The 17,148-nt window shown below is 71.6% G+C and carries 19 protein-coding genes and 2 pseudogenes; 1 reads left to right on the top strand and 20 read right to left on the bottom strand.

Features of this window, described 5'->3' with window-relative positions:
- Positions 1–29: 29 nt before the first annotated feature.
- The 11 genes and pseudogenes from trbB to EV662_RS15415 form a co-directional block, all read right to left on the bottom strand.
- Positions 30–965 (bottom strand): P-type conjugative transfer ATPase TrbB, encoded by a 936-nt coding sequence (gene trbB, locus EV662_RS15365; protein ID WP_207903629.1) that lies wholly within the window; start codon positions 963–965, stop codon positions 30–32.
- Positions 966–1,229: 264 nt separating this feature from the next.
- Positions 1,230–1,667: a ribbon-helix-helix protein, CopG family gene (locus tag EV662_RS15370; RefSeq protein WP_132464505.1), complete on the bottom strand. Its 438-nt coding sequence runs from the start codon at positions 1,665–1,667 to the stop codon at positions 1,230–1,232.
- A gap of 11 nt (positions 1,668–1,678) precedes the next feature.
- A complete protein-coding gene (locus EV662_RS15375) occupies positions 1,679–3,670 on the bottom strand; it encodes a conjugal transfer protein TraG (protein ID WP_132464508.1) in 1,992 nt (663 codons plus the stop codon).
- A gap of 18 nt (positions 3,671–3,688) precedes the next feature.
- Positions 3,689–5,452 carry a relaxase/mobilization nuclease domain-containing protein gene (locus EV662_RS15380; RefSeq protein WP_132464511.1) on the bottom strand — a complete coding sequence of 588 codons (1,764 nt, stop codon included), beginning with the start codon at positions 5,450–5,452 and terminating at the stop codon, positions 3,689–3,691.
- Between the two features lie 247 nt (positions 5,453–5,699).
- Positions 5,700–6,449, bottom strand: coding sequence for a lytic transglycosylase domain-containing protein (locus EV662_RS15385; RefSeq protein WP_132464514.1), 750 nt, complete (start codon positions 6,447–6,449; stop codon positions 5,700–5,702).
- 4 nt (positions 6,450–6,453) lie between these two features.
- Positions 6,454–6,963 (bottom strand): S26 family signal peptidase, encoded by a 510-nt coding sequence (locus EV662_RS15390; RefSeq protein WP_132464517.1) that lies wholly within the window; start codon positions 6,961–6,963, stop codon positions 6,454–6,456.
- A complete protein-coding gene (locus tag EV662_RS15395; protein WP_132464520.1) occupies positions 6,960–7,418 on the bottom strand; it encodes a DUF2840 domain-containing protein in 459 nt (152 codons plus the stop codon). The genes EV662_RS15390 and EV662_RS15395 overlap by 4 nt, the downstream gene beginning before the upstream one ends.
- A 5-nt stretch (positions 7,419–7,423) precedes the next feature.
- Complete coding sequence (locus tag EV662_RS15400; protein ID WP_132464523.1) at positions 7,424–7,705, bottom strand: helix-turn-helix transcriptional regulator; 282 nt, start codon at positions 7,703–7,705, stop codon at positions 7,424–7,426.
- A 192-nt stretch (positions 7,706–7,897) separates the two neighbouring features.
- Positions 7,898–8,506 carry a DUF2285 domain-containing protein gene (locus tag EV662_RS19610; protein WP_165915619.1) on the bottom strand — a complete coding sequence of 203 codons (609 nt, stop codon included), beginning with the start codon at positions 8,504–8,506 and terminating at the stop codon, positions 7,898–7,900.
- Positions 8,507–8,525: 19 nt separating this feature from the next.
- Positions 8,526–8,843: pseudogene (locus EV662_RS20100) on the bottom strand (transcriptional regulator domain-containing protein); the annotation flags it as partial.
- Positions 8,725–8,988 (bottom strand): DNA -binding domain-containing protein, encoded by a 264-nt coding sequence (locus EV662_RS15415; RefSeq protein ID WP_132464529.1) that lies wholly within the window; start codon positions 8,986–8,988, stop codon positions 8,725–8,727. The pseudogene EV662_RS20100 and the gene EV662_RS15415, both read right to left, overlap by 119 nt.
- Before the next feature lie 116 nt (positions 8,989–9,104).
- Here EV662_RS15415 and EV662_RS15420 point away from each other — a divergent pair, with 116 nt between their 5' ends.
- Positions 9,105–9,344 (top strand): helix-turn-helix domain-containing protein, encoded by a 240-nt coding sequence (locus tag EV662_RS15420; RefSeq protein ID WP_132464532.1) that lies wholly within the window; start codon positions 9,105–9,107, stop codon positions 9,342–9,344.
- 18 nt (positions 9,345–9,362) lie between these two features.
- Here the strand turns inward: EV662_RS15420 and EV662_RS15425 are convergent, their stop codons facing one another.
- From EV662_RS15425 to EV662_RS15465, 9 genes and pseudogenes are all read right to left on the bottom strand, one after another.
- Positions 9,363–10,511: a hypothetical protein gene (locus EV662_RS15425; RefSeq protein ID WP_132464535.1), complete on the bottom strand. Its 1,149-nt coding sequence runs from the start codon at positions 10,509–10,511 to the stop codon at positions 9,363–9,365.
- Positions 10,508–11,047 carry a hypothetical protein gene (locus tag EV662_RS15430; RefSeq protein WP_132464538.1) on the bottom strand — a complete coding sequence of 180 codons (540 nt, stop codon included), beginning with the start codon at positions 11,045–11,047 and terminating at the stop codon, positions 10,508–10,510. The genes EV662_RS15425 and EV662_RS15430 overlap by 4 nt, the downstream gene beginning before the upstream one ends.
- 22 nt (positions 11,048–11,069) lie before the next feature.
- On the bottom strand, positions 11,070–11,825 hold the full coding sequence (locus EV662_RS15435) for a helix-turn-helix transcriptional regulator (protein ID WP_132464541.1): 756 nt from the start codon (positions 11,823–11,825) through the stop codon (positions 11,070–11,072).
- A 198-nt stretch (positions 11,826–12,023) separates the two neighbouring features.
- On the bottom strand, positions 12,024–12,362 hold the full coding sequence (locus EV662_RS15440; protein ID WP_132464544.1) for a DUF736 domain-containing protein: 339 nt from the start codon (positions 12,360–12,362) through the stop codon (positions 12,024–12,026).
- Positions 12,363–13,082: 720 nt separating this feature from the next.
- Positions 13,083–13,544, bottom strand: coding sequence for a VanZ family protein (locus EV662_RS15445; RefSeq protein ID WP_132464547.1), 462 nt, complete (start codon positions 13,542–13,544; stop codon positions 13,083–13,085).
- Positions 13,545–13,702: 158 nt separating this feature from the next.
- Positions 13,703–14,137, bottom strand: a complete 435-nt coding sequence (locus EV662_RS15450) for a hypothetical protein (RefSeq protein WP_132464550.1) — start codon at positions 14,135–14,137, stop codon at positions 13,703–13,705.
- 122 nt (positions 14,138–14,259) lie between these two features.
- A complete protein-coding gene (locus tag EV662_RS15455) occupies positions 14,260–15,177 on the bottom strand; it encodes a DUF2493 domain-containing protein (RefSeq protein WP_132464553.1) in 918 nt (305 codons plus the stop codon).
- 236 nt (positions 15,178–15,413) lie between these two features.
- Positions 15,414–16,457: a DUF7146 domain-containing protein gene (locus EV662_RS15460; RefSeq protein ID WP_132464556.1), complete on the bottom strand. Its 1,044-nt coding sequence runs from the start codon at positions 16,455–16,457 to the stop codon at positions 15,414–15,416.
- Positions 16,458–16,612: 155 nt separating this feature from the next.
- A pseudogene (locus EV662_RS15465) lies at positions 16,613–17,148 on the bottom strand (DNA-binding protein); the annotation flags it as partial.

The raw sequence follows: 17,148 nt of genomic DNA on the forward strand, positions 1-17,148 counted from the left end.
CGCAACGCGAGATGCGACGGGAAATGCGGTCACGGCTGATCTCCATGGCTGGGGGTGAGGAGGTCTTCGAGGGCGTAGTCGCCTACAGGGCTCAGCCCGGTCACCCGGGCGAGTTCGATCAGCCGCCGCTCGGCGCCGCGCCCGGCGAGGACGGCGACCAGGTCGATGGTCTCGGCGATCAGGGCGCGCGGGACGGTGACCACGACCTCCTGGATCAGCTGTTCCATCCGCCGCAGGGCCCCCAGCGCCGAGCCCGCGTGGATCGTCCCGATCCCGCCGGGATGGCCGGTGCCCCAGGCCTTCAGGAGATCCAGCGCCTCGGCCCCGCGCACCTCGCCGATGGGAATGCGGTCGGGGCGCAGGCGGAGCGAGGAGCGCACGAGATCGGAGAGCGTCGCGACGCCGTCCTTGGTGCGCAGCGCGACGAGGTTGGGCGTCAGGCACTGCAACTCGCGGGTATCCTCGATCAGCACGACGCGGTCGGTGGTCCGGGCGACCTCGGCCAGCAGCGCATTGGTCAGCGTGGTCTTGCCCGTCGAGGTCCCGCCCGCGACGAGGATATTGGCCCGCCCGGCGACGGCCTCGTGCAGGGCATGGGCGGCCTCGACCGTCATGATCCCGGCGGCGACGTAATCCTGCAGCGTGAACACGGCGACGGCGGGCTTGCGGATGGCGAAGGCCGGGGCCGCGACCACCGGGGGCAAGAGGCCCTCGAACCGCTCCCCCGTCCCGGGCAGTTCCGCCGAGACCCGCGGCGCCCCGGCATGGACCTCGGCGCCGACATGGTGTGCGACCAGCCGGATGATCCGCTCCCCGTCCGACGCCGACAGCCGCGCGCCGGTGTCGCAAAGCCCCTCAGCCAGCCGATCGACCCAGAGCCGGCCGTCGGGGTTCAGCATTACCTCGACGACCGCGGGGTCTTCGAGCCAGGCCGCGACATCGGCGCCCAACGCCGTACGCAGCATCCGCGCGCCGCGGGTTGAGGCTTCAGGATGGAGGGTGGTGACGGACATGTTCGGCCCCGCGTTGGATCACGGGACCGATCAAGAAGACCGGAGTCAGGCGCGGGGCAACAGCGGTGAGGGCGTAGTAGGGCTGGGGCGCGGAAAGGCAGGTGGACGCGGAGTGTCCGGAAGGGATGGGCGCTGCGAGGCCTTGCCGGAACGTCGAGGTGGCCGCACAGCTGCCACTCGTGCGCGATGAGGCGAATGACCGCTATTGCCCCGCCGTTACTGTTCCGATTCGTGGCCATCGTCTGTGCCCGCACGGATTTCCCGACTCAGGTCCTTCACCAGCGTCGCTCCCTTCGCCAGCCTGCGCGCCAGCGTCTCGACGAAACCGGCATAGCGCTCCCTGCCCTTCGCCTGCGCGGCGTCGTGCAACTCGTCGGGCAAGGGCGGCGTGGTCGTGAGCCAGAACCGGACGAAGAGCGCAAGGGCCTCGCCGGCGATCTCCTGGTCCCGTTCGAGGCGTTCCATCGCGCGGGTCAGCCGGTCGAGGCGGCGGACCAGCACGGCCTCGTTCTGCTCGGCGCCGTCCGGCGAGAGGAAGGACGCGACCGCGGCCTCGATGATCTGCGTTCGCGGGACGCGGCGGCGGGCCGCCAGCGCATCCAGGTCATCGGCAAGGCCCGCATCGAGATAGACGGTGACCTTTTCCTTTCTCATGATCGGACCTCCTAGAGCTTCCTGCCTTCGTCGGGATCGAGCGTGGCCTGCCGGGCGATGACCCGCGCCTGCCTTTCCATCTCGCGGGCAGACTGGGTTTGGTCGGCGGGATCGTCGTCGAAGCGGAATTCCTTTTGGCGCGGCGGCGGCTTTCCTTCGACGGTTTCCTGCACGGCCAGCTCCCGTTCGCGCCGGATTCCGCCTTCGCGATCTGGTTTCGGCGCTGGCTTGGCCTGGGCCGCGGGCACGGCGACCGGGGCGAGACCGCTCCAGTCGTCCGTTCCCCGGGCGACGGGAAGGCCTGTCCCCCCGGGCCGCGGCGCGGCAACGACCCGGGCCTTCAGTTGCCCATCAAGGAAATAGCGCACCTTGCGCGCCCGAATCGGCGGCGCCCCCGAGACGAGGACGATCTCGTCGTCGGGCGGCAGCTGCATGATCTCGCCCGGGGTCAGGAGCGCGCGCGCGGTTTCCTGCCGCGAGACCATGAGGTGCCCGAGCCAGGGCGACAGGCGATGGCCTGCATAGTTCTTCATCGCGCGCAACTCGGTCGTGGTGCCGAGCGCGTCGGACAGGCGCTTGGCCGTGCGTTCGTCATTGGTCGCGAAGGCCACGCGGACATGGCAATTGTCGAGGATCGCGTTGTTCGACCCGTAGGCCTTCTCGATCTGGTTCAGCGACTGGGCGATCAGGAAGGCCTTGAGCCCGTAGCCCGCCATGAAGGCGAGCTGGGATTCGAAGAAGTCGAGCCGCCCCAGCGCGGGGAACTCGTCGAGCATGAACAAGAGGCGATGGCGGCGGGCGCCGGTGTCGAGCTCCTCGGTCAGGCGGCGGCCGATCTGGTTCAGGATCAGCCGGATCAGCGGCTTGGTGCGCGAGATATCGGACGGCGGCACCACGAGGTAGAGCGTGGCGGGACGGGACCCGGTCACCAGATCGTCGATGCGCCAGTCGCAGCGACCGGTGACGGCGGCGACCACCGGGTCGCGGTAGAGCGCGAGGAACGACAATGCGGTCGAGAGTACGCCGGACCGTTCGTTCTCGGCCTTGTTCAGAAGCTCGCGGGCGGCCTGCGCAACCACGGGATGGGGGCGATCCCCGAGATGGGGCGTGCGCATCATCGCGTCCAGTGTCGCGTCGATCCGGCGTCGGGGATCGGACAGGAGCGCGGCGACCCCGGCCAGCGTCTTGTCGCGTTCGGCATAGAGCACGTGCAGGATGGTGCCCACCAGCAGCGAATGGCTCGTCTTCTCCCAGTGGTTGCGCCGCTCGAGCTGGCCTTCGGGATCGACGAGGACGTCGGCGATGTTCTGGACATCGCGCACCTCGCACAGCCCCCGCCGCACCTCGAGCAGCGGGTTGTAGGCGGCGCTCGCGGCGTCGGTCGGATCGAAGCGCAGCACCGGGCCGATGCGTGCCCGCCAGCCCGCGGTCAGCTGCCAGTTCTCGCCCTTGATGTCGTGAACGATGGCCGAGCCCGGCCAGGTCAGCAGGCTCGGGATCACGAGGCCCACGCCCTTGCCCGAGCGTGTCGGCGCGAAGCAGAGCACATGTTCGGGCCCGTCGTGGCGGAGATAGCGCCGGTCGAGCCGCCCGAGCACGACCCCGTCCGCGCCGAAGAGCCCGGCCGCCGTCACGTCGTCAGGCATGGCCCAGCGGGCCGAGCCGAAGGTGGTGACGTCGCGGGCCTCGCGGGCGCGCAGGACCGAGAGGAGGATGGCGACGGCGATCGCGGCGATGCCGCCCGACGCGGCGATCACCGCGCCCTCGACGAAGATGCGCGGGGCATAGGCGTCGTACCAGTACCACCAGGCGAAAAAGGCCCAGGGCCGGTAGACCGGCCAGCCGAGGAGCGTGGCGATCGGCGCACCGAGCCCGGGCTGGTGGCCGAGGCGGAGGGCGACCCATTGGGTTGCGGCCCAGACGAAGATCAGGACTACGAGGCTCACGAGGGTGATCTGGCCCCAGAGGATCCTCGTGGCGGGCGCGTTGGCGGAGCGGGTCATGCGGGTCGGCCCCCCCTGTCAGAGGCTGAGGCCGCGCTGGCGGCCGAGGGACCACTCGATGCCGCCGCCGGAGGTCATGGTGCCGGCGACGCCGCGGCCGAGGTGGCGGTCGAGCTGCGGGGTCCAGGGGACAAGCGAGAAGCCGAGGCCGCCCTCCGGCCCGAAGCCCTCGATCATCGCGAAGCGGCCCGAGGCGAGGTCGAGGCGCCGCTGGTAGATGCCGCCGACCGCCTCGCCCTCTGCGGGCCTGTGGCGGGGAAGACCGGTCCGGGCGGCGATGGCCGCGGCGGCGCCGTCAAGCTCGCGGGCGCGCAGCGTGGCGAGCAGGTCGCGGGCGAAGACGACGCGCCCGCCCGCGCGTCGGGCCAGGCCCTCGGCTACAAGGTGATCGGCGCGCCGGTCGAGCGCGTCGCGGACCGCGGCGCCGAAGCCCGCGCCGGCGAGCGGCACGGGATCGCGGGCGAGCCGCAGCCGGTCGAGCCAGGTCGCGCCCTCGGCCTCGATCTGGGCGGCCAGCGCGAGGTCGGAGCGCCCGACCAGCGCGAGGTTCGGGGCGTCGCCGTCCGCAGATGTCCAGAGGCGCGTCTCGACGATGCCGCCGGGCGGGGTATCCCCCGTCGCCTCGATGTCGTCAAAGCGCAGGTGATGGACGCGGCCATCGACCCCGTCGATGATCGCGTATCCCGTGCCGCGGTGCTCGTCGTGGAAGCCGCGCTCGACGAGCCTGCCGAGGATCGGCGTCTCGGGGGTCCCCTCGATGGCGAAGTCGGTGGCCGCGCGGTCGGGCCCGCCGGCCAGGGCGCGGTGCATCGTCTTGATGATGTCGCCCCTGAGCCCGAGGTCGCGGAGCGTCGCCTCGGCGCCGGGGCGGAGTTCCCACATGGCCGGCGCGATCCGGTCCGCCAGTCCGAGCCGTTCGAGCGTCTGCGCCCGGCCGATCATCCGCCGGCGCAACGCGGGATCGCGCGGCTCGGGCGCGCCGTGCCGGAGATCGGCGATCCCGCCCGCGTCGTCGGACAGCGCCCGCAGCGCCCGGTCGAGATCGGTCCAGCGCTCGGCACTGACCTGGGCCTCCAGCGCCCGGGCCATCTCGCGCGCGCTGCGGGGGCCAAGCTCGATCCCGACCAGGTGCTCGGCGCGGGCGCGCAGCCCATGGCTGATGTAGTCGCGCGAGATAACGAGGTCGCGGCCGTCCCCGACCCGGCCCCGGATGAGGATGTGGACATGCGGGTTGTCGGTGTTCCAGTGATCGGCGGCGATCCAGTCGAGCCGCGTGCCGAGATCGCGCTCGGCGCTTGCCATGAGGTCGCGGGTGAAGGCGCGCAGGTCTTGCATCTCGGTGGCATCCTCGGGCGAGACGATGAAGCGGAAATGATGCCGGTCGTCCTCGCAGGCCTCGGCGAAGGCGCGGCCGTCAGCGGCCTCGTCGGTTCGGTCGAAGAGCGCCGCGTCCCGCCCGTCTCGGGCGACCCCCTCGCGCTGGAGGTAGCCGATGTGGCGGGAGAGCGGCGCCGAGCGGTACCGTGCTCCGCGGTGGCGCACGATGCGCGCCTTGACCACGACCCGGCGGGCGGGATCGGCAAGCCCCCTTGCGGTGCGGGCGAACCGGCCCCGGCCGAAGCCCGCGCCGCGCCCGGAGCCGCCGAAGCGATAGCCGGTATGGCCGGCCTTCCGCGCGGCCTGCATCACCTCCGAGACGAACCGCGCCGGGCGCTTCGGGGTCTTCCCGCCATCGCGGATGCGGCCGGGGCGGATGCGGAGGCCGTCCTCGCGCCGCGTCATGGCCGGGCTCCCGCGTTCGCGGCCTTGCCGCAGGGAAAATCGCGGCCGATCAATCCCTTGTCCGATGCTGCACGGCAGGGTGTCCGGGCATGCGGTTCGGAGGATGCCGCCAAAACAACAGCTTGAGGTCCGCCTGCGGCACCTCTTTTATCTCGCGTCCGACCCGGGTAGCCCGGCGCCCGACCTGGCCTCCCCGCCGGTCCCCCGACGGCACGCGCCGCACCGCGAGAGAGAGCGATCGTGCTGGTCATGGCTGGTCCTCCTGTTCGATCGTCACGAAGAGCCCCGGTGCCGTGCCCGGAGCGGTGGGGGGCGGTGCGATCCGTGGCCCGGCACGACCTTGAACGGACGCGCGCCGGGGGCTGCGACCGGCAGGCGCCCCGCGAACGACGAAGAGCGGGGCCGCCCGCCAGTCCCGGGGGTCGGGCACGCCTTCGCTGGGTGCCGGTGATGCGGCCGAAGGCCCGATGCGCCGTGCAAGCCGGGCGACATAGGCCCGCGTCTCGCGCGGCAGCGGACGGCCCGTCGCGAGGTGCTCGCCGTAGCGTCCCGGCCCGGCGTTGTAGGCGGCGAAGGCTCCCGGGACGCCGAAGCGATCGACCATCCGGCGCAGGTAGGCGGTGCCCGCGAGGATGTTGTCGCGCGCGTCGAACGGGTCGTCGCCGAGGCCATGGGCGGTGCGCAGCTCGGCCCAGGTGCCGGGCATGACCTGCATCAGCCCCATGGCCCCGGCGCGGCTGACGGCGCGCGGATCGCCCGCGCTTTCGACGGCGATGACGGCGCGGATCCAGGGCGCCGGCAGGCCGAACCGGGCGGCGGCCTCGGCGATGTGTCGGTCGAGCGGATGCACCGCCGTCGCGACCGATTGCGCGTTTTCCTGGCGGCCGGGCGTCCTGGCCTCTGCGCCCGCGGTGCCAGGATAGGGTGCGCCCGGGAGCAGGAGAAGGACCAGGGCCGCGACGCCCGGAATGCGACCGGAAAGGGAAGAGAGGGGCATTGTCTCAGCCTCCCCGTGTCCAGAGCGGGTGCGCGCGGCCGATCACCAGATCGGCGTCGAGCGGGCCAAGATAACGGCCGTCGAAGCTGTCCGACACCTCGGCGTTGAGCAGGAACAGCTGATCCGAACGCAGCACGCGGCAGCCGTGCCAGGCGGGCAGCGGACGCCCGCTGCGATCGCGGGTCTGCGCCGCGGCGACACCCCGGCCGTCGATCGAAAGGCGCGCGCCGTTGCGGCAGATCGTGCTGCCCGGCCCCGCCGCCACGCGCTTGAGGAGCGGGGCACCGGCGGCGAGATAACCGCGGGACGCCATCCAGGTGGCGAGGGGTGCGGGCAGCCGGGTGGCGACCAGGTCGCCGACGGCAAGCCCCTCACGCGCCCCGATCCGGTAGAGACCGGGCGGCGCGCTCGCCGACAGGTTCCAGACGAGCCGCGGGGCATGGGGCTGCGTCGAGGCCGCGACCAGCGTGAGCGCGACCCCCATGCCGAGAAGGGGACGGACCGCGCCGCTCATGGCGACACCGCGCGCCGCTTGAGCCAGGCCACGTGCCGCACCGGCGTGTAGGGGCGCGGCTGCAATCCGGCCATCAGGCGGTTGTGGACGTGCCGCCAGTGATCGGGGCAGACCGCCTCGGGCGGGATGCGATGGCGCTCGACGATGTCGATCGCGTCCAGCACCGCCTCGACCTGCGGCCAGCCCGTCAGACGCAGCAGGATCTCGCCCCCGGGCGTCACATGGCGCACGGTCGAGGCCGCCTCGCCCGCGCCGACCGCACGCAGGATGTCGATCCGGCTGTCGACCTTGCCAAGGCCGTTCGAAGACCAGCGGACCAGCGCGAAGATCGCGCCGGGATCGAAGGCGACGATGCGCCTCCGGGGGCCGAGGTTTGTGGTCTCGACCGGGGTGCCGAACCGGAGCCAGCGCTCGATGCGGCCCTCGATCCGGAGGAGATCGACCGTGGTGCGCATGGGCGTCACCGGTTGCGCCGCAGATAGGCGGGCGAGATCGCGGCATGCCGTTTGGCGGGCCGGACGGTCTCTCCGGTGTCGTCCGAGGTGGAGCTCTTGCCGCCGCGGGCGACCCAGGCCTGCAGGTCCTCGAGCGCGTAGACGACCCGCCCGCCGATCTTCGAATAGCGCGGGCCGGTGCCGTAGGTGCGGTGCTTTTCCAGAGTGCGGCCGGACAGGCCGAGGAAGCGGGCGGCCTCGGGGGTCCTGAGATAACGGGGCGGGAGGCCGGCATGGGGGTCGGGCATGGGTCTGTCTCCTGGGGGTTCTGCCGCGCCGCGACCTGCGGCGGGCTGACAGGGACGATCAAAGCGGAGAAGGGCCCCGGCGGGGGATGACGAAGATCGTCCGCGAAAAACGTCACCCCCTCCCGGGCGCAGCGCGCCGGGACAGCGGATCCCGGTGCGGAGGCCGGGACGCGGCAGGCGGGGGAGGCCTTTCTATTGGCGGCGCGTGGGCGGCCGGCCCGCGAGGAGATCGCGATAGCCGCGCTCGGCAAGCCGTCGACCATAGGCCGCTAGGCGGGCGACCTGCGCCTTCAGCGCACTGGTCGCCCACGGCTCGGCCGCGACGCGCGCCGGGCCGAAGAACGCCTCTGCGATCCGGCGGAGCGTCGCGCCCTCGGCGCGCGCGTCGAGTGTCCGTAGCGCCATCTGGATGCGGCGAAGCTGCTGGAAGGTCAGCGGTGAAGGTGGGTGTGTGCCGTCGACAAGCGTGCCGAGCGCGCGTTCCATTGCGTCACGCCGGGCGGGCCAATTTCGGTCCGTGGGCAACAGGAACCCGATCGGCTGATCGGGATCGCGCACGGCACCTGCAAGCAGCGTGCCGGTTTCGAGCTGCAGGAAGACCAGATCGCCTGCGTCATGCGTGTGACGAATCCGGTCCGGGGAGAGCCCGATGGCCGACAGCCCGGTGTCCGGCAGAGCCGCGACCAGGACGACGGCCGCGGGCGCCTCGGCGGGGTTCCAGAAGACCGGCGCGTCGGGGGCCGGAAGTCCGGGATCGGCCGGGAAATCGCAGCCCCCAAGGACGCGGCGAGGCCTCGCCACGCAGCATGGCCGGAAAGGCGGCAAGGTAGCCCTCGTTGCGCCGGAGGCATTCCCAGGCAAGGCCGGAGAAGTCGAGGCCATCGAAGTGGTCGTAGCTGGATGCGTCCTGCCAATCCGGGGCCATTGCGGTGTCCTGCGGGCTTGCGCTGCGATGCCCGACAGGCTGGCGCCGCGCGACCAGATGGCGCGAGTGGTAGATCGTCCACCTGACAGCGGCCTCAGGAGTCGTCCCGCGCCGCACCCGAAAGTCGCAGGTAGCCGGTCTCGACCATCCAGCGGGCACGCGCGAGATGGGCGCGGTGCTGGGCCTCGGCCGCACCTGGGTCAGCATTGACATCGGCGCCGAGCACGATCCGCGCCGCGTCCTGCCAGGGCGCGCCTGCGGCTGCAGCATCGACAAGGCGCATGTAGAGCTTCAGATGCGCGATGTCGTAGGCGGTGGGCTCTTCCGAGACCGGAGGATGGGTGGCGAGCGAGGACATGGGCGGTGCGCCTTCGGCAGGATGCGGCGCGTCCGTATCATCGCAGCAACGGCTGCGCGCCGAATTCAGAGTATACTCCGTGGTCAAATACTCTGCAACGCGGGCCTCTCCATGGCATGGATATCCGAGAGGTCCTTGCCACGAACCTGAAGCGTCACCGACTTGCGGCCGGACTGTCGCAGGAGGAGCTTGCCCATCGCGCCGGGATCGACCGCACCTATGTCAGCTCGCTGGAACGATGTGTGTACGCGGCGAGCATCGAGGTGCTCGACCAGCTTGCAACCGCGCTCGGGGTCGAGGCGGCGGACCTGCTGCAGCGGGAGCCGGGTGGCGGGGAGAACAACGGGCCCGCCTGACCGGCAGGCTTCGCGGTGTCAGAAGAAGTCGAACGCGTCGGCGAGGTCGAAACCGCCGGAATAGCCTGACGAGGATCCGTAGTCGGACGAAAACCCGAGCGGTTCGGACGGTTCCGAGAGGGCACTGACCGTTTTGGACGGCCCGAAGGCATCGCCGAAGCTGAGGTCCGCGGACAGGTCCGATGCAGAAAACCCCGTGTCGGCGCCGTGATCGGGAACCTCCGGCGCGGTGTCTGCCGCGTTCGAAGTTGACGGGCTATCCCCGCCGCTGTCGCGCACCGCGCCACCATCCTCCCCGCTTCCGCGATCCGGCGCAGCGCCCGCCGCCGGCTCCGAACTGTCGGCATCGCCACCAAAGGCGGAGAAGGCCAGGTCGACATCGCCCAGATCGACGAAGGAGTCTTCCGCACGCTCCACGGCGTCGAACGCGGTTCCAAAGGAGAGCTCCGGCGACGGGTTCGCGGCCTCGTAGGTCCGGGCGGGCGCGAAGAGATCGTCCAACGCTGCAGCCCCGACCTCCGGTTCGGAAGCCCCGGGGTCGGCATCGGTCGGTATGACCGCATCCCCGGTGCTGGCGGTTTTCTCGGGCTCAGGCGCCAGGGGATCGGGCAGATCGCCGTAGATGACCGGATCGGGCGGCGGGGGCGGATCGAGCATGTAGGGTTCGGGGGCCACGTAATAGGGCCGGTCCGACGGCCAGGTGCTGAACGGGTTGTGGTCGGTGACCGGCACGCGGGACCAGACCAGGGAGCCGGTCCGCGCGTCGGCCGGAAAGAGATCGCCGAACGCACCGGGATGCCCGGACTTGTCGTAGAAATCCGAGACCAGCTCGACGCAGGCCTCGGTCAGGACGCTGTAATTATACGTCTGGTTTTCGAGGGCGCGGGCCTCGCCAAGCAGCCGGTCATACTCGAGATCGGTCACAGGCACCCCGGCCGAGGTCACATCCCCGGTGGCCATCGCCGCGAGATGGAAGGCGCTCTCGTCACGATAGATGCCGTCGTCGGGTTCGAAGGGCGCAACCTTGGGGATCGCGAGCTGCGGCACCTCGAGCCGGATATTCGCGCCGATCGTGTATTCGTGCTGGCCCTGCCGGTAGAACGATACGTTGGCGTGGCCGATCTTGCTGCTGTTGTAGACGTTGATGCGGAGTTCCCGGTCGCTCATCGCGGCACCCCCTCGATGATGGCGAAGGTGAAATCGGGGCAGCGCGTCGTCGTCACGGTGATGTCGGACCGGGCGACGAGCGCGTCGAGATCGGCGGCAAGGCTCGGGTAACCGCCGGCCGCGCCGGTCAGCCAGTCGGGCAAGGGCGGCGCGAAGAGCGCCCCCGTCACCACGGGGTCGCCGGCGAAGATCGCGAAGGCGGTGAAGGCCGCCCCCGAAATCCTGTCGCGCGGGACCAGGATCAGCGCCTGCAGGTTGCGCCGCGGGTCCGAGGGCTCGGCGAAGGTCCCGATCCCGCAATTCGGCTCCCAGCCCTCGTCCAGATCCGGCACCGAAAGCTCGATCCCCGTCGCGGCGAATTCGGGCCGGACGACCGCGCCGGTCAGCGCGTGGCTGTGGGCGCGCTGGTAGACTTCGGAGAGGATGCGCGTCAGGTCGCGCTGCATCTGGTCACGTTCGGCCTCGGTTCCGAGGCCCGCTGCGGCAGCCGCCAGCGCGATCACGATGGCCGCCGCGGCGAGAAGCTTCCCCTTCATGCGAACACCTCCGGACATGCTGCTACCTGTAGATCTGTCCCTGAATCACCGCCCGCAGCACCGCCTGCAGCGTGTTGGCCACACCCAGCCGCTCGCGCGCCTCCTGCATGTGCTTGGTCACGGTGTTGCGGTGGAGCCCCATGATCTCGGCGATCTCCTCGATCGTCTTGCCATCGCCCGCCCATTCCAGCACCTCGCGCTGGCGGGGCGACAGCTCTTCCTCGGGGGGCACGCGCGGCATCGCCCGGGCGCAGACATCGAAGGCCGAAAGCGCCATCAGGACCTCGTCGCCATGGGCCTGCCAGGTTCGGTCGACACGTCCCTGCGTCGAGGCTTCCTCGGCGCAGAGCCCGAATCCGCTGATCAGCGCCGCGCGCGGGCTGCGCAGACTGACGGTGTAGCCGTTGACGATTCCGAGGGCGAGGCTGCGCTCGTGCACCTCGCGCTGCTTCGCCGTGAGCTGGCCGCGCGCGTTCAGGCGGCGCGACAGGCCCCAGCTGACCGCGCCCTCGCTGTTGATCGCCCATTGCGTGGTGACATCCGCCAGGAAGGCGCCGCCCGATACGAAGAACCGGTCGAACTCGGTCCCGTAGCTCGACTGGATCGCGGCATCGCGGACGGTGAACTCGCCGCATGCCGGCCGGCGCTGGGTGCAGACGTAGAAGACCTTCTCGAAGCCGAAGCGCGCGAGGTCGCGGTGAAGGTATGCCCAGAGCGCCGGCATGTCCCGCGCGGACAGGTAGGGTTCGAGGCGTGATGTCGTCGGTCGAAACGGCATGGTGCGCCCTCGCTCTGGGCTCACCCTTCCCCCCGGATGCGGGATCGTAGCGCAGAATTGCGCCCCGCGCGCCGGGTCTGGGGAACCGCGGCGCGCGATCGGCGGAAATCCTGACGGATCGCCCGGATGCGGCGGCAGCTTCCCGCCGATGGCGGGAACGGCCCCGCCTGGGTTTCCCCGGGCGAGGCCGTCGCGGGCTCAGTCGCCGTTGCGGCGGCTGGGCGGCCGCGACCAGATTAGCGAGAAGGTCTCCTCGCCGCCCTCGACCACCGTGTCGTCGAAGAGGTTGGCGTAGATCGGCGCGGTGAAGCTCGGGTCGTCGAGCTTGAGGCTGAGGTAGTCGCGGCCCTCGGCCGAGCGCTTGGACCAGGCGGCGCCGATCTCGGCCCGGCCGACGAAGACGCGGTGCGAGGGGGCGTTCTCGTGGGCGGTGCTGTCCTCGGGAACGATGCGGACGTTCTTCGCCTGCACGCTCAGGGTGACGATCTCGCCGAGGTATTCGGTGCCGGTCTTCCGGAAGGTACCGATGGTGGCCATGTCAGTTCTCCTTTTGGCTGTCTCCGAGCCCGCGCCCATCGCGGCCTCGATGGCGATCGTCAGGACCGGGACGATCCGCCGACGCAGCCCGATCCGGGGTCCTCGGGCAGCTCGCTGCCTGGGGTGGTCGCGGCCCGCAGCGCCAGCGGAGGACGGCAAGACCGGCCTTTCTTGCCCCGCGAGGAATGACGGCCTGCCGTCAGGGGAAGAAAGTCCGGACGCGCCGTTGCGGCCAAGGCGGTCGAGGCGTCAGCCGCTCCCGGTCAGATCAGCCCCGAGAGGCCCGCGTGGGACGCCGGGCGTGACGTGCCATGGGAGAAGGTCGCTGCCCTTCATCGGTTCCGGCAAGACACGGGAACCGGCCATCGGAGAAAGACAGGCACCGGCGTGCAGAAACGAAGGGTCCGCATCGCCTCCGGCGAGTACCAGCCCACGAGTATGCCCTCGGGCCTTCATCTGGCCGAGCGGGTGGTTCGGCTCCGCCTCCCGCGAAGGGCGGCCACGGGAACGTCTACTGAGGCAGTCAAGCCGGGAACCGCGACGCGCGCCCGCACCGGCACGATCCGCGCAGGGTGATCATGGGCCGGCGGGCCAATGGCGCTCAGCGCCGTCGGGCACCAAGTCCAGCCGCAGGATAATGCACCTGCTTGCACAAAAGGCGCCATACTTCGTGAGCCGACTCGGAGATTGGGGTGGCGCCCACGAACACGGTCAACGCCGTCAGGCTTCCAGTCGGTCGTCACGCCGGCGCCAAGCCATATGCGACAGCAGAAGGCCCACCGCGACACCGAGGGCGAGGCCCAGGGCGTTCGCGGCCACATCGCTCCAGGACGGGGTCCGCCCGGACAGGGACTGGGCGAGCTCCAACCCGGACCCGAAGGCCAGAAGAAGCGGCACCTGCCAGCGCAGCATCCGCGGCGTCGCGCACCCGGCGGGAATGACGAGGGCGGCGAAGGCCAGGACATGGGCCAGCTTGTCGGCGCCAGGCACGATCTCGGGCACGTGGATCGACGGGCTGAGGATCAGCACGGTGAGGAGGACCGCCATCGCGGCGGGCAGCAGCATCGCCGGGGGCAACAGGCGGAGCGCCGGCCAGGCCGTGGCGCCTCGCGCCCGCGGGGCCCGGCCGACCAGGGCCGGCGCGGCGAGGGACATCGCCGCCTGTCTCATGGTCGCTTGCATTTCCGCCCCTCCGTGTCGCGCCCCGGCGGAAGCCGTGGCTCACGGTCCAGAGACGCGGGCCCGGAGGCAGCCGAAGGGCATCACCGTGGAAATTCGGTGGCCGGGAGCTGGGCGCGCCCCGTCGATGCGCATTCGGCCGACGGACGGGGCGGTGGCGATCAGGCAGGCGGGAGCGCACCCTCCTCGTCGGGGCTGGCGGGGGTCGTGATCCGCCCCCAGGCGGTACCGCCGATGACGAGCGCGCCGAGCCAGGACAGCAGCGTCTCGGCGGTCGGGCCGGCGCCTGCGAGCTCGGCGAGGCCTTTCGCGGCGTGGAACCCCGCGATCCCGGCCGGACCGGCATAGGCCGACGCGATGACGAGGCGGACCGGGACCGAGCGGATGCGGGCGAAGGCGATCTCGCCGAGGGCGAGCGTGGCCGCCCCCGCGAAGAGGCCCGTGCCAACGGACAGGATCACGCCCTGCCCGGCCTCGAGCAGATGGAGAGCGGTCATCATGCCGATCCAGAACGGCAGCGCGTAGATGGCGAGGGTGAACAGCATCCAGAGGGCGGCGCCGAGGCCGAGGATGCCAAGGGCGGTGGTCGCGAACATGGGGGCTCTCCCTGTGGGAAGGATCGCGCCCCCCCTCCATTTGACGCGCGATCAGCATACCAGAGAGCGGCCCGCGCCGGGAGGGACCGGCGCGGGCATCGGCATGGTCCCGCCGTCGCCGGTCAGGTCGGGGCGGGCTTCGGGCGGAAGTCGAACAGCGGGATGCCCATGGCGCGGGCCTTGTCGGCGAGGTTGTCGGTGATCCCCGAGCCCGGGAAGACGATCAGCCCGATCGGCAGCACCTCGAGTAGCTGGTCGTTGCGCCGGAAGGGGGCGGCCTTGCCGTGGCGCGTCCAGTCGGGCCTGAAGACGATCTGCGTGACGCCGCGATTGTCGGCCCAGGCGGCGGCGATGCGTTCGGCCCCGCGCGGCGCGCCGCCATGCAGCAGCACCATGTCGGCATGCTTGCCCCGCACCCGGTCGAGCGCGTCCCAGATCGCGGCATGGTCGGCGCAGTCGGCCCCGCCGGTGAAGGCGATCTTCGGCCCGGCGGGCAGGAGCGGTTGCAGATCGGTCCGGCGCCGGGCGGCGAGGTGGTCGCGGCTGTCGATCAGCGCGGCGGTCAGGTTGCGGTGGCGGACATGGCTGCCGGTGCGCGGGTGCCAGACCAGGCCGAGATGGGCCTCGAAGCCCTCGGCGGCGAGGTCGCGCATCGCCTCCCAGGCATTGCGCCGCTCGATCAGCGACAGCCCTTCGGCGATCAGGGTCTCGAGTTCCACGGAGCGGATCTCCGAGCCGTCCTGCTCGCGCTGCGACCGGCGCTGCGCCTGTTCGTTGGCGTCGAGGTCGCACTCGACGCGGGTCGCCATGCGGTGGAAGAGGTTGACCGCCTGCCAGAGCACATCCTCGAGGTCGGGCTCGAGCCGGGTGTCCGACAGGGTCGCGACCAGCGCGTCGAGGATGTCGGCGACGGCGCTGCGCAGGGCGTCGGGTTCGGGCAGCGGGCGCGGGTCGGGCGCGTCCGCGAAGGGGCGGTGGCCGTAGAGCTGCAGTTCCTCCAGCACGATGGCGGTGGCGGATCGGGTCCGGATCTCGGTCATGGTCGGGGTCTCCCCTGCTGTCGGACCCGCGCCTCTCGCGGGCCTTCCCGGGCGACGGGAAAGCGGGGCCCGGGCGGGCCTGCACCGCCGCGCAAGCGGCGGCCGGAGCGCAGCGGAGGACGGCTTGCCGTTGCGGGCCCGGCCGGGCTCTGCTCCGTCTGGCCCGCTCTCGGAAGGCCCCGAGGCGTGGGCTCTGAGGGATAGAGGTGACCCGGGCGCGTGCAGCCGGACCCTGGTCAGTCTCCGTGCTGGGTGAGGAGCGTTCCAGCATCCTCGGGCGTCAGTTGCGGGCGCAGATGGGCGCGCAGGTCGGACAGCCCGAAGGTGACGAGGTCGTCGTTGAAGTCGCCCAGACGCGGGAGCAGGCGGATCGCCTCGATCCCCTCGGCGGCGGCGCGGGTGGCGAGCCGATCGGCGGCGGCAAGGCCCGCGGCGTCCCGGTCGGCGGCGATGTAGAGGCGGCGCAGGGCTGCGGACAGGGTCAGGGCCGCGAGGTGGCTGGCCGAGAGCGCCGCCACGATGGGCAGGACGGGCACGGCGCGGCGAAGTGCCAGCATGGTCTCGAGGCCTTCGCCGGCGGCGAGCATGTCGGTGCCGCTGCCGATACGCACGCCGTGGCCCAAAAGATGCCCCATCGCCTTGCGCGGCGGGATCACCGGGGCCTTGCCTGCACTCACGGGATCGATCCAGGTGCGGTGCAGGCCGGTCAGCCGCCCGTCGAGGTCGGTGACCTTCGCCAGCAGCGCGGGCCAGCGTTGCGGCGGTGCCGCCCGCGGGTGGTCGTCGCCGCGATGGAAACAGGCCGGGTGGTAGCGAAGCGCAGGAAGCGCGCCGAGGTCGGTGAGACCGCGCGCGGCAAGGTAGCGGTCGGCCAGCGTGCCCACGATGGGCTGGCCCATGGCCCAGAGACGCCGGGCGGCCTGCACCGTACGCGTCGGTGCGGGCGGGGCCTGCGTCGGAACCGGTGCGGGGCGCGGCAGGTTGAGGAACCGGCGTGCCTCGTCCAGCGTGTCGCGCAGGGAGCCGTGCCGCCGGTTGGCGGCGATCAGGTCCAGCAGGTCACCGAACGCACCCGTCGCGGCATCGGTCCAGCGCCCGGCGGCCCCCGGTCCCGAGGCTGGCCCGATCAGGCGGACATAGAGGCTCCGCCCCGGGCTGTTCTCGACATCGCCCGCGATCCAGTAGCGGCCTTGCCGCCGGCCATTGGGCAGATAATGGCGGCAGACGGCCTCGGCCTCTTCGGCGAGGCGGCGGGCAAGCGTGGCGGCGGGGCTTTCCATCGGCGGCACCCTCGGTCGGACAACAGGAAAGAAGGGGGCCACCGTGCTCGGCGGCCCCCAGGTGTCCGGGATCGGAAAGGTCGGGGGGTGAGCGTCGTATCGGCGAAGGTCCACGGACCTGCCCGCGACGGGAGCTCCTTCCCGACCCCGGCGGATCACTCGGCCGCGGTGCGCGCGACGTCCGCGTCGGTGACAGGCGCATCTTCGCCCGTACCGTCCGGATCGCCCATGGCCGGTTCGCCGCCGTTGTCCGCCGATTGCGCTATGCCGTCCTCGAGGTCGGCTTCGGACGGATCGTCCCCGGCCTCGACCAGGTCGATCTCCGGCGCGTCAGCCTCCGGCAGCGGCGGCGTGCGCAGCGGGTCCGGCAGCCAGCCGGTGCCGACGAGCAGGTCCTCGGCGGCAGTCACCATCTCGGCCTTCTTCAGCCCCGCGATCCGGTCGGCGGCGGCCTCGCCCTTCGCCTCGCGCACGGCCTCGAGGATGCGGGCCTTGGTCACGCGGCCGAGATAGGTGTCGCCCGTGGCCGTCCAGCCCGCGTGCCCCATGTCGAGTTCGACGGTCGCGGCCAGCACATCCGCATGCGCGATGGCGCACGGACGGCGCTGGTAGGGATCGTGGACGGCATTGACGCTCATCCCCACGCAATGGGCGAAGAGTGCTTCGCGGCTGCAGCTGTCGAATTCGGTCA

Source organism: Rhodovulum marinum (assembly GCF_004343075.1).
GTDB classification, from domain to species: Bacteria; Pseudomonadota; Alphaproteobacteria; order Rhodobacterales; family Rhodobacteraceae; genus Rhodovulum; species Rhodovulum marinum.

Bases quoted from the DNA above. Each gene is read 5' to 3' on its own strand.
- EV662_RS15375 (WP_132464508.1), bottom strand. From the start codon at position 3,670: ATGACCCGCTCCGCCAACGCGCCCGCCACGAGGATCCTCTGGGGCCAG.
- EV662_RS15370 (WP_132464505.1), bottom strand. From the start codon at position 1,667: ATGAGAAAGGAAAAGGTCACCGTCTATCTCGATGCGGGCCTTGCCGAT.
- trbB (WP_207903629.1), bottom strand. From the start codon at position 965: ATGCTGCGTACGGCGTTGGGCGCCGATGTCGCGGCCTGGCTCGAAGAC.
- EV662_RS15430 (WP_132464538.1), bottom strand. From the start codon at position 11,047: ATGAAGGGGAAGCTTCTCGCCGCGGCGGCCATCGTGATCGCGCTGGCG.
- EV662_RS15435 (WP_132464541.1), bottom strand. From the start codon at position 11,825: ATGCCGTTTCGACCGACGACATCACGCCTCGAACCCTACCTGTCCGCG.
- EV662_RS15440 (WP_132464544.1), bottom strand. From the start codon at position 12,362: ATGGCCACCATCGGTACCTTCCGGAAGACCGGCACCGAATACCTCGGC.
- EV662_RS15450 (WP_132464550.1), bottom strand. From the start codon at position 14,137: ATGTTCGCGACCACCGCCCTTGGCATCCTCGGCCTCGGCGCCGCCCTC.
- EV662_RS15380 (WP_132464511.1), bottom strand. From the start codon at position 5,452: ATGACGCGGCGCGAGGACGGCCTCCGCATCCGCCCCGGCCGCATCCGC.
- EV662_RS15390 (WP_132464517.1), bottom strand. From the start codon at position 6,963: ATGAGCGGCGCGGTCCGTCCCCTTCTCGGCATGGGGGTCGCGCTCACG.
- EV662_RS15385 (WP_132464514.1), bottom strand. From the start codon at position 6,449: ATGCCCCTCTCTTCCCTTTCCGGTCGCATTCCGGGCGTCGCGGCCCTG.
- EV662_RS15455 (WP_132464553.1), bottom strand. From the start codon at position 15,177: ATGACCGAGATCCGGACCCGATCCGCCACCGCCATCGTGCTGGAGGAA.
- EV662_RS15460 (WP_132464556.1), bottom strand. From the start codon at position 16,457: ATGGAAAGCCCCGCCGCCACGCTTGCCCGCCGCCTCGCCGAAGAGGCC.
- EV662_RS15395 (WP_132464520.1), bottom strand. From the start codon at position 7,418: ATGCGCACCACGGTCGATCTCCTCCGGATCGAGGGCCGCATCGAGCGC.
- EV662_RS15445 (WP_132464547.1), bottom strand. From the start codon at position 13,544: ATGCAAGCGACCATGAGACAGGCGGCGATGTCCCTCGCCGCGCCGGCC.
- EV662_RS15425 (WP_132464535.1), bottom strand. From the start codon at position 10,511: ATGAGCGACCGGGAACTCCGCATCAACGTCTACAACAGCAGCAAGATC.
- EV662_RS15420 (WP_132464532.1), top strand. From the start codon at position 9,105: ATGGATATCCGAGAGGTCCTTGCCACGAACCTGAAGCGTCACCGACTT.
- EV662_RS15400 (WP_132464523.1), bottom strand. From the start codon at position 7,705: ATGCCCGACCCCCATGCCGGCCTCCCGCCCCGTTATCTCAGGACCCCC.
- EV662_RS15415 (WP_132464529.1), bottom strand. From the start codon at position 8,988: ATGTCCTCGCTCGCCACCCATCCTCCGGTCTCGGAAGAGCCCACCGCC.